Annotated in this window: 1 pseudogene; it reads left to right on the top strand. The window is 58.2% G+C overall.

The window, feature by feature from the left end:
- Positions 1-533: 533 nt before the first annotated feature.
- A pseudogene (locus CWO89_RS48655) lies at positions 534-1,303 on the top strand (IS630 family transposase); the annotation flags it as partial.
- Positions 1,304-1,385 lie beyond the last annotated feature (82 nt).

Genomic DNA, 1,385 nt, shown 5'->3' with positions numbered 1-1,385 from the left:
GCCCACCTCGATATTCCAGCGGCCGTCGAGGCGCTGCGCCAATACTGGATGCCGATCCGCTACGCACGCGCCCGCTGATCACTGCGGAACGTGGGAGCTCATACCGGTTACGCTCAAGTCGGCGCGGACCTGACAGGCTTACGACACGCCAGCCCGTCTGAGCGAGCTTCGCTGTGGCATTTTTCAAGGTTGGGCATGCACGAGTACGCGCATTCCGGCTGGCGTCCTTTTTACCATTCGCGTTCCGGAAAGAGCGCTTCAGGTTCGAACGGACGCGTTGTTCGGTACCGACCAGGCTTATCTGGAGAGCATGAGACCGCAGCATTCTTCGCCGCTCATGCGTTCGACTACTAGCGCATGTACCGGATCGGAGTCGGCTGTTTTGCGGAAGCGTATTGGGAGGACGGGGGCCCAACGCGAGAGAGCTGCGTTCTGACGGTACGCTTTTGCCTGACCAAAGTGCATTCCATTCTCGGGCATGCACGGCTCGTCCAGGAGTTCCGGGAGCCGGCAGGGATCATCATCCACCAGGACTGGAGAGAATTGACCGACAACGGCATCGTCGCCGCAAACGTGTTGCCAGATCGTTGTCTAAGCGATGTCGCGCGATCCCGGATGCGCGGGGGATACCGAGTAAATGAATGACCGCTTAGCCACGAACATACCATTGGTAAATGGCGCCGTCGATGTTTGAAGGATCGCTGTGATGGTCTTCTTGACGAGATCCGCCCTGGCCGCCCTCGGCCATCAAGGACGCCCAGGTTGCTGCGTTATCGAGCGGACATTGCGTTCGATGCTGGCCGATGCGTTGCACTGTTCGATCCGCTCAATGGCCGCGGAGACCGGCTTCTCTCGCTTTACTATCCACCGAATGTGGATGGCGTTCTGCCTTCACCACACCGGAGCCAGCCATTTGAGCTGCCGGGCGATCCGGTGTTCGTCGACAATGTGGGCGATATTGATATGTCCCCGCTGAGCCGAGCCCTGTCCTCAGCATCGATGAGTAAAGCCAGATCAAAACAGTTGATCGCGAGCAGCCAATCTTGCCGATGATGCCTGGGGTGCCCGGAACGTCGCACGCAGAGCTATCTGCGGCATGGTAAGACCGCGCCGCTTGCAGCACATGATGTTGCGTCAGGGGTCGTTATGCAAATGCTACAAGCGCCATCCCCAGTTGAGTTCCTGAGTTCCTCAAAAAGATCGACAGTCAAGTCTCTCAAGGGCTCGATGTTCACATCGTCATGCACAACTACGCCACCGCAAGACACCCAAGATCAAAGCGTGGCTCGCTCGACACCCCGCATGATTATGTCCGCTTACAACTTCCACGTCGTGGATCATTCAGGTCGAGCGCGGGTGTCATTCGGCGTGCAAAACTGGCTCTC

The sequence above is a fragment of the Bradyrhizobium sp. Leo170 genome (genome assembly GCF_004296405.1).
Taxonomy (GTDB): domain Bacteria; phylum Pseudomonadota; class Alphaproteobacteria; order Rhizobiales; family Xanthobacteraceae; genus Bradyrhizobium.
Note: the sequence above shows the minus strand (reverse complement) of the source record. Positions and strands in the feature narration are given on the sequence as shown.